6 protein-coding genes and 1 pseudogene are annotated in these 9,304 nt (G+C 66.7%); all 7 read right to left on the bottom strand.

The features are described from left to right. Window positions 1-280: pseudogene (locus tag ACK5F2_RS04790) on the bottom strand (ABC transporter substrate-binding protein); the annotation flags it as partial. 592 nt (window positions 281-872) lie between these two features. Continuing rightward, window positions 873-2,723, bottom strand: a complete 1,851-nt coding sequence (locus ACK5F2_RS04785) for a dipeptide ABC transporter ATP-binding protein (RefSeq protein WP_409863162.1) — start codon at window positions 2,721-2,723, stop codon at window positions 873-875. An 8-nt stretch (window positions 2,724-2,731) separates the two neighbouring features. Then, window positions 2,732-4,177, bottom strand: a complete 1,446-nt coding sequence (locus ACK5F2_RS04780) for an ABC transporter permease (protein ID WP_409863161.1) — start codon at window positions 4,175-4,177, stop codon at window positions 2,732-2,734. 13 nt (window positions 4,178-4,190) lie between these two features. Further along, entirely contained in the window at window positions 4,191-5,174 is a 984-nt protein-coding gene (locus ACK5F2_RS04775) for an ABC transporter permease (protein ID WP_133604233.1), read from the bottom strand. Between the two features lie 17 nt (window positions 5,175-5,191). Continuing rightward, window positions 5,192-7,438, bottom strand: coding sequence for an ABC transporter substrate-binding protein (locus tag ACK5F2_RS04770; RefSeq protein ID WP_409863159.1), 2,247 nt, complete (start codon window positions 7,436-7,438; stop codon window positions 5,192-5,194). 182 nt (window positions 7,439-7,620) lie between these two features. Continuing rightward, complete coding sequence (locus ACK5F2_RS04765; RefSeq protein ID WP_409863158.1) at window positions 7,621-8,634, bottom strand: LD-carboxypeptidase; 1,014 nt, start codon at window positions 8,632-8,634, stop codon at window positions 7,621-7,623. Next, window positions 8,631-9,209 (bottom strand): tRNA adenosine(34) deaminase TadA, encoded by a 579-nt coding sequence (gene tadA / locus ACK5F2_RS04760; protein WP_409863156.1) that lies wholly within the window; start codon window positions 9,207-9,209, stop codon window positions 8,631-8,633. Before tadA ends, ACK5F2_RS04765 begins: the two co-directional genes overlap by 4 nt. Between the last annotated feature and the right edge of the window lie 95 nt (window positions 9,210-9,304).

Genomic DNA, 9,304 nt, shown 5'->3' with positions numbered 1-9,304 from the left:
CATTGGGCGGCGGCGGCGCCGTCACCTGCACTTCAGGCGGCGGCACGAAAGGCGGCGGCGGCGCCTTCATGTCCGGCGGCGGCGGCACGACCTTCTCGGGCGGCGGCGGCGGCTTGACCTTCTCTTCCACGACCTTCACGTCGATGGGGCCGGCCACCTTTTCCACGGCTTTTTGGACCAGACCACTGGCCAATGCCCAAATCATCAGCACGTGAATCAGGATCACGATGCCGAGCCCTGTGAAGCGGGACGCGCCCTGCTTCTCCTGCGCAAAGTTCATGCGCGCTCCTTCATCAAACTGCGAAACACTTCCATCGGTGCAAATCGGTGATCAGCGCCGTATCGCCCCAGCAAGCAAGCGGCACACCAGGGTGCCGTCGCCGCAGCAGCGAATCCCCGAATACCTTCTGGGTGCAAGGGCCGGTTTTGTATCACAACCACGCCACGCCTTTTCGACCCCCTCCCCGACCTGCGGGAGCGCATCGCGGACACGAGGCCCGGGCATGACGAGAACGAACACTCACAAAAAAATCAGCCCGACGGTTCCAGGACCGCGGGCGACCCAGTCCGAAACGGCGGCTGTAACACTATTACAACAACCCCCTCGAACAGGGCGACATCTTAAACCAAGCTGACAACGCACCCCCTGGGGCTTACCCGAGCAAGACCGCCTGTGCGAATAGCGGAATTTCACGCGATTCCATCGCAGCAGCCTCGTCAGACCAACGCGAATTCAGGGCATCACGCTGATGCGGCGTCACAACATCTGCCACCAATACCTGTGACCAAGTTACAGGCAATTTCAGCCATGCATGCACACGCCGACGCGGAGTTTACTGGATACCAGTTCAATACCTCCATGAGTGGTGGTTTCAGCCCACCTGGGTGACGGCGCCCGGCAGGCGAGGTACGGCGGCCAGCAGATTGCGGGTGTAGGCCTCCTGCGGCGAACCCAGCACGGCGGCCGTGCTGCCGGCTTCCACGATGCGTCCCGACTGCATCACCGCCACCTCGTCGGCGATGTACTCCACCACGCCGATGTTGTGCGTGATGAAGAGATAGGACAGCCCCCGCTCCCGCTGCAGCTCGCGCAAGAGATTGAGGATCTGGGCCTGCACCGACACGTCCAGTGCCGAGGTGGGCTCGTCGCAGACGATCAGCCTGGGCTCCACGGCGAGAGCCCGGGCGATGGCAATACGCTGACGCTGCCCCCCGGAAAACTCGTGCGGATAGCGCTCCAGCGCATCGCGCCTCAGGCCCACCTGGTCCACGAGGGTCTCCAGCACATGCCGCCGGGCCTGAGCGTCCAGCTCGGGCCGCAGGGCCAGCATGCCCTCCTCCAGCAGTTCCAGCACGCGCATGCGCGGATTCAGGGAGGCAAAGGGGTCCTGGAAGATGATCTGCACCTGACGCCGCGCCTCGCGCAGGGCCTCACCATCCAGCGTGAAGAGATCTCGCCCATCCAGCAAGGCCTGACCCTCGATCTCGGCCTGGCGGCGCAGCAGCTGCACGATAGCCTTGCCCGAGGTGGTCTTGCCACAGCCGGACTCCCCCACCAGGGCCAAGGTCTGGCCGGCCCGCAGGCTGTATGAGACGCCCTTGACGGCCTCGAAGTAGCGGGCACCGGCGCCAAACAGCCCACTCTTGAGGGCAAAGCGCACCTTGAGATCGCGCACCTCAAGCAGAGGCGCCGCCTCGGTCTGCACCGGCGGCGACGTCTGGGCCCGGGCAGGTGGTTGAACCGCGAGCGCTGCCGGAAACTCCTGCGCATGGGTGTAGAGGCGGCAGCGCACGGCATGGCTGTCACTCAAGGCCTGCAGCTCGGGTCGATGCTGGGCGCAGGCCGGCAGCGCCCGGTCACAACGCGGCGCAAAGCGGCAGCCTTCAAACTCCATCCACAGCGGCGGCACGGTTCCGCCAATGGCCGCCAAGGCCTCGCCTCGCTTGGCCGAGTCCGGCAGGGCCTGGAGCAAGAGCCGCGCATAGGGATGCTTGGGCGCGGCAAAGAACTCGGCCGCGGGTGCCACTTCCACAATCTGTCCGGCGTACATCAGGGCCACCTGATGGGCCATGCCCGAAACCACCGCCAGGTCGTGCGTGATCAGCAGCACGCCCAGGCTGCGCTCGCGCTGCAAGTCCTTGAGCAGATCCAGGATCTGCGCCTGTATGGTCACATCCAGGGCCGTGGTGGGCTCGTCGGCGATCAGATAGTCCGGCTCGGCCGCCAGGGTCATCGCGATCATCACGCGCTGCTTCTGGCCGCCCGAGAGGCGGAAGGGGTACTCGTCGATGCGGCGCTCAGGCTCCGGAATGCCCACGCGGCGCAGCCAGTCGATGGCTTTGGCGCGCGCCGCGGCACCGCGCAGCGTGGTGTGGGTCTCGATGGACTCGACGATCTGGTCGCCCACCTTCATCACCGGATTCAGGCTGGTGGAGGGCTCCTGGAAGATCATGCCGATGCGCCCGCCGCGCACCCGGCGCATCTGCGCCTCGGGCAAGGCCAGCACATCCTGATCGTCGAGCAGCACGGCGCCATCGGTCACACCGCCGTTGTCGGGCAGCAGACGCATCAAGGCGAGCGCCGTCATGCTCTTGCCGCAGCCAGACTCGCCCACCAGGGCAAAGGTTTCCCCGCGGGACAGGCTCAGCTGCATGCCGTCGATGGCGCGCACCAGGCCGGCATCGGCGTCCAGCGCCACCTTGAGGTTGTCAATCTTCAGCATGGTGGTCTTCAGGTCTTGGCGATGGGCTTGAGCACGCGGGGACGCAGGCTGCGGGCGCGCGGATCGAAGGCGTCGCGCACGCCATCGGCAAAGAGGTTGGCAGCCAGCACCAGGGCCACCATGAAGGTGAATGCGGCGGCAAAAGGCCACCACACCACGGGGTCGCGGCTCATCTCGTTGCGGGCGAAATTGATCATGCCGCCAAAGCTGTTCATGGAGGGGTCCACACCCACGCCCACATAGGACAAGACCGCCTCGTAAAGAATGAGCGAGGAGAACTCCAGCACCGTCACGATGAGCATCAGATGGGCCACATTGGGGAAGATGTGGCGGCGCATGATGCGCAGATGGCTCACCCCAAAAGCCGTGGCCGCCTGCACATAGTCCAGCTCACGCAGTTTCAGGGCCTCGGCACGCAGCAGCCGGCACAGCCCGGCCCAGCCCGTCACGCCCAGCACCATGCACAGCAGGAAGAGCTTGAGATCGCCCCGCTCCACCCCGGTCTCGAAGAGCTCGGGATGCTTGTCCAGGAAGACCTGGACCATCAGCACACAGGCCGCGATCAGCAGGATGTTGGGAATCGAGGACAAGACCGTGTAGATGTACTGCACCAGCTCGTCCACCCAGCCCCGGAAATAGCCGGCCATGATGCCCAGGCCCACGGCCAGGGGCAAGGTGGCCAGCGTGGCCAGGGCGCCGATCACGAAGGCGGTGCGCACGCTCTTGAGCGTCTGATAGAGCACATCGTTGCCGGTAATGTCGGTGCCAAAGACGTGATAGCGCCCGATCAGCGCGGCAACCATGCCGACGAGCACGCTCAGGACCAGCAGCGCCCAGGCCGCAGCACGCCAGGGCAGGCGCGACTCGCCGCGCCAGAGCTCGCCGCAGGCAGCGGCAAAGGCAATGCCGCGATGCCGGCCGTAGAACACGGCGCCCAGCGCGCACAGCAGCAAACCGCCCAGCAGGCCAGCAGCGGCGCCACCCAGGGCGCGCAGGCTCACATCGGCCAGCCACTGGCGCGTCGGATCGCTCAGATGCGCGCCGCCAAAGCTCAGGCGCGGGGCGCTGCGCACCACCTGCCCGTCCACCTCCAGCGACTCCTTGGTAAAGCCCTCGTAGTGCAGGGGCAGCGAGTAGGTGGACTCGCGCCCCTCCAGCGCCGGGGCCAGCAGCGCATCCAGCAAGGAGCGCACGCGCACGTCATAGGCCACGGCGGAGGCCGTGCTGCCGGCGGCGGCCGGCAGGGGCAGGCGGTAATGCACGCTGTCGGCCAGCGTCACCAGCAAGCCGGCCGCCAACACCACGGCCGAGGCCATGGCCGGCGCGCCGGCAAAGGCCTTGGCCCAGGTGGCGCGCAGATTGGCGTCACGGCGCACCATCAGCACATAGGCGAACAAGACGGCCATCAGCAGCCAGATGGCGGCGTCGGTCCACAGAAGCACGAATTTCGGCATGATGCTCAAGTCCTCAGCCCAGGCGCACGCGCGGGTCGGCCCAGGTGTAGGCCAGGTCGATCAGGATGTAGGTGGCGATGTAGAGCAGGGAGCCCACGAAGACCATGGTGCGCACAATGGCGAAGTCCTGCTTGCTGATGGCCTCGATCACATAAGCGCCCAGACCCGGGATGCCGAAGAAGCTCTCGAACACCAGGCTGCCCATGAAGACATAGGGCAGATAGCCACCGGCGCTGGTGATGATGGGGATCAGGGCGTTGCGCAGCACATGGCGGTACATCACCACGGTCTCCTTCAGGCCCTTGGCCCGGGCGGTGCGCACATAGTCCTTGGCCACCTCCTCCAGCAGCATGGCCCGGTACAGACGGGCCTCGGCGCCCAGGCGGGCCAGGGCCGAGAGCAGCACCGGCAGCACCAGGAAGCGCACCACGTCCAGGCCCGTGGAGTAGCCCGAGATGGGCGCCAGCTTGAGCACGCGCGAAAAGAAGTACTGGCCCACGATGATGTAGAACAGGCTGGAAATGGAAAGCAGCAGCACGCAGCTGATCACGCCCCATAAATCCAGCCGGGTATTTCTGAAGGTCACCAGCAACAAGGCAAAGGCCGTGCTCGCGATGACCTGCAGCACAAAGATGGGCAGGGCCAGCTGCAGGCTCACCCACATGCGGGTGGCGACCTCGTGGCCGATGTCGCCCGCGCTCTCGCCATCGGCGCGGCCGAACTTCAGCGTGAACAGCGAGACCGAGCGTTCCCAGAAGATGGTGTCGGTGTAGCGCTGCACACCCTCGCGGGCCTCGTTCACATACAGCGGCTTGTCATAGCCGCGCTCGGCCTTCCACTTCTCGATCAGCTCGGGCGTGACGCGCTTGCCGCCGATGTTCAGGCGCGCCATATCGTCGGGCGTGTTGACCGTGAAGAACAGGAAGAAGGTGGCCAGATTGACGCCCAGCAGCACCAGCAGGCCGTAGCAAAGGCGGCGGAAGGTATAGCGGATCATGTTTGTGCGGGGCCTAATCAGGAAGCAGGGGCGTCGTCGACCAGACGGCCGCGCGCATCCAGGCGTTCACGCCGCTGCAGGGCGCGACGGGCCAGCCACACGGCGCCGCCCCCCAGCAGGGCCAGCACCGCCAGCGGCCAGAGCACAGGCTCGTTCCAGCGGCGCACCTGGCTGGCACGCTGCTCGGCATCCAGGCGCAGATAGCGCGCGTGGTCGCGCACCAGGATGGCGGGCTTGGAGTTCTTGATCCAGCCCTGCACCGCCGCCGAGGCATAGGGGTAGAAGCCGAAGGTCAGCGGGGCGTCTTCGCGCAGCAGGCGCGTCATCTCGTCGATCACCCGCTGCTTCTCGGGGCCGTCGTCCAGGTTCTTGAGCTTGGCAAAGAGCTTGTCGAACTCCGGGCTGATGTAGTTGGCGGTGTTCTCGCCATCGGACACGCTCTTGGCATTGGGGCCATAGAACAGGAAGAGGAAGTTCTCCGCGTCCGGGTAGTCGGCATTCCAGCCCAGCCAGAAGACCTGATGCTTGCCCTTGCGCACCTTGTCCTGGAACTGGTTGTTGTCGGTGGCGCGCACCTCCAGCTGTATGCCCAGCTTGGCAAACTGCTTGACCACCCAGTCGATCTCGGGCTTGCGCTCGGGCGAGGCCGGCGCGTAGTAGTCGTAGTTCAGCACCAGGGGGCGACCCGTCTTGGCATCGCGGCCATCGGGGTAGCCGGCCTCCACCATCATGCGGCGGGCATCCTCGATGGGGCGCCGCACGGCGCGCCCGTCGACCCAGCGGTGGGTGACCGGGTTCACGCCCTCGGGTGTGCCCTCGCGCGAGCCCGGAATGCCCTGGGGCAGCAGGCCCTGGGCGGTCTCACCGGCCTTCTTGGGAAAGACCTTGGAGTACTCCTCCCAGTCGATGGCAATGGTGATGGCCTGGCGCAGCAGGCGGTTGCGCTTGCGCTGCTCCGCCGTCTCGCCCCAGCCAATCACCGGGTCCAGCATATTGAAGCTGATCCAGTAGCTGTTGACGTCGCTGTACTGCTCGAAGTCAAAGCCCTTGGCCTTGTACTGGGCGCGCACCTCGTCGGAGTCATCGGCCTCGACCAGATAGGACTTGCCGGTGTCCGTGCGCTCGAAGACCTCGAGGTCGTAGTAGCCGTCGCGGAACTTGTTGCGCTGGGGCGTGGCCTCGCGCTCCACGGTCAGCACGATCTTGTCGATGAAGGGCGTGGGCTTGCCGCAGTCCGCCAGCAGCCCCTTCTCCTCGTCACCCGGCATGCCTTCGCAGGGATAGGGCTCGCCCCGGTAGTTCGGGTTCTTCTCCATCACGATGCGCCGGTCCTTGGCGTACTCGGTCATCATGTAGGGGCCGGTGCCCACGGGCCAGACGTCCAGGGTCAGGCCGCGCTCGGCCATGCCGGGCTGGGCGTAGAAGGCATCCGCCTCCCAGGGCACGGGGGCCAGGAAGGTCATCTGCATCCAGTACTTCCACTGCGGGTACTTGCCGCGGATCTTGATGCGCAGGGTGTGCTTGTCCAGGGCCTGGGCGCCCTCCAGGGGCCAGCGCCGGAAGTCCAGCAAGGGCTTGTCCAGGCTGGACGGATCCAGCCCCTGACGCAGCTTGGCATCTTCGCGCTTGATCAGCTCCCCGTATTCCTGCAGGCCCTGCACATACTCGGCAAACACGCCATAGATGGGCGCAGTGATGCGGGTGGTGGCGTGACGCTTGATGGCATAGACAAAGTCCTCGGCCACCAGCTCGCGCGTACCGCGCTCGGCAAAGTCCCAGGGGCTGCGCTTGTCGCCCAGCTCGCCTGCACGCATCTGGTGGTAGAGGTACTCACCTTGGGCATTGCGGGCAAAGGCCGGATGAGGTGCGTACAAGATGCCCGGCTTGATGGGCACGTCATACACGCTCACGGCCACCTGCTCACCCGGCACATCATCGGGCAGCGGTCGCCCGTCCTTGTCCAGATACTTGGGCTGCACCACCTCGGCGGCCGTCTTGGGCACCAGGGTGAAGGGCCGCTTGAGGTAGTGGTAACCGTAGAGCGGCTCGTAGACCTGATAGGTCACGGCCGTGTCATTCGACCAGTAGGACGCCGTGGGGTCCAGATGCCGTGGCGTGTTCTCGATCATGGCCGAGTACACGAGATTGCGGCCCTCGTCGCCCTGATTCCAGGGGCTGTTGTTGCAGGCGCTCAGCGCCAGCGTGGCGGCCAGCGCTGCGGCAGCGCAACGCGCCGTCGCAGCCAGTCCTCGAAGCACTTGCATGCGGAGCAACCCATCCTTCCAGCAACAGCGGATGCGAGGGCTTGCGGGTCCGCTCCGTCGCATCCTTCAAAAAACAACGAGCCTCCCGGACAGTGCGGCTCGTGGCCGCGTGTGCAGGAGGCAAGGCCCGTCATCATAAGGGCAAAGGCTGGCGCGACACCCCGCAGGCGCGGGGCCGGGTCTTACCGGCTTGAAGGACGCTTGGCCTCGTGCTCGGCCTCGTGACTGCAAGCCTCGTCGCAATCGTGCGAGTGCTGGTGATGCGCCGGGTCCGGGCCCCAGATCATCAGGGCCTCGCGCCCTTGCACCACCAGATCCACCTTGGCGCCCACCGGCAGGCAGACCTTGGTGGGCACATGGCCGAAGGGCAGGCCCGTCAGGATGGGCAGGCCCGGGAAGCGCTCGCGCACCGCGGCGATGGCGCTCTTGAGCGTGTAGCCGCGGTCCAGCGGCGACTTCTTCCAGGCGCTGAACTCGCCCAGCACCACGGCCTTTTGCGCCTGCAGCACACCGGCCTGGGCCAGCTGCAGCAGCATGCGCTCCACGCGGTAGGGATGCTCGTTCACATCTTCCAGAAACAGGATGCCGCCCTTGATCTTGGGAAAGTGCGGCGTGCCCAGCAGGGAGTTCAGCACGCAGAGATTGCCACCCCACAGCGTGCCACGCGCATGCAGGCCGTCCAAGCCCGCCTCGGTGCGAAAACCCACCGCCTCCAGCAGGCCCTGCATGGCTTCCACGAAGCAGTCGCGGGTGATCTCGTCCACCCCGCCCTCGGCCTCCTCGCGGCCGAAGTCGTCGCAGGCCAGGGGCCCGGCCCAGAGGCCAAAGGCCTCGGCGCTGCGCAGCTTGGTGTGAGCCAGCAGGCCCAGATGCAGGGAGGTCAGATCGCTATGCCCCACCCAGCGCGTGCCACGCTCCACGGCGCGCGCCAGCAGGGCCCAGTCGATCTGGTCCAGCAGGCGGGTCAGGCCGTAGCCGCCCCGGCTGGCCAGGGCCACCGAGGGCGCGGCCTCGGCCACGCGGTGCAAGGCCGCCAGACGCGTGGCGTCGTCGCCCGCGAAGCGCTGGTGGCGGGCCAGGGCATCGGCATCGATCTCGACCTCGAAGCCGAGCTGACCCAGGCGCTTGGCGGCGCGCTTCAGGGGCTGGCTCTTGGCCAGCACGCCGGCGGGGGTGTAGAGGGTCAGGGAGCTCATGGTTGTTCGGGGTCCAGGTGGATGGCGTCGCCGGTGGGAATGGGGGTATCTGCCGCGCAAGCCTCGGAGGCCGCGGCCTGCGCGGCCAGGCGGCGCTGGCGGGCGGCGGCGCGACGCTCGGCAAAGAACTCGCGCAGCAGGCGCGCCGAGGGCTCGGCCAGCACGCCGCCCACGATATGGGTGTGGTGGTTGAGCTGCTTCTGGCCAAAGAGATCGAGCACCGAGCCCGCCACCCCGGTCTTGGGATCGGGCGCGGCAAAGACCACGCGCTTGAGCCGCGCATGCATCATGGCCATGGCGCACATGGCGCAGGGCTCCAGGGTCACGAAGAGCTCGCACTCCGGCAGGCGGTAATTGCCCAGCAGGGTGGCCGCATGGCGCAGGGCCACGATCTCGGCATGGGCCGTGGGATCGTGCGTGGTGATGGGGCGGTTGTAGCCGGTGGCAATCACCTGCCCGCCCCGCATGATGACGGCGCCCACCGGCACCTCGCCCACCAGCAGGGCGTTGTGCGCCTGGTCCAGGGCCAGACGCATGGCGTACTCGTCGGCGGGGGTGGGGCTCAGGTTCTGCATGAGGCCGGGCAGTGTAGCAAGCGGCGGGCCGCTATCCTTGCGCCCGTATGCAAGACGCCCTGTTTCCCGAGGAACTGCTGGCCCCGGCCTCATGC

Source organism: Roseateles sp. (assembly GCF_046300915.1).
Classification (GTDB): Bacteria; Pseudomonadota; Gammaproteobacteria; order Burkholderiales; family Burkholderiaceae_C; genus Kinneretia.
The sequence above is the reverse complement of the archived record's forward strand: the minus strand, read 5'-3'. Positions and strand labels throughout refer to the sequence as shown.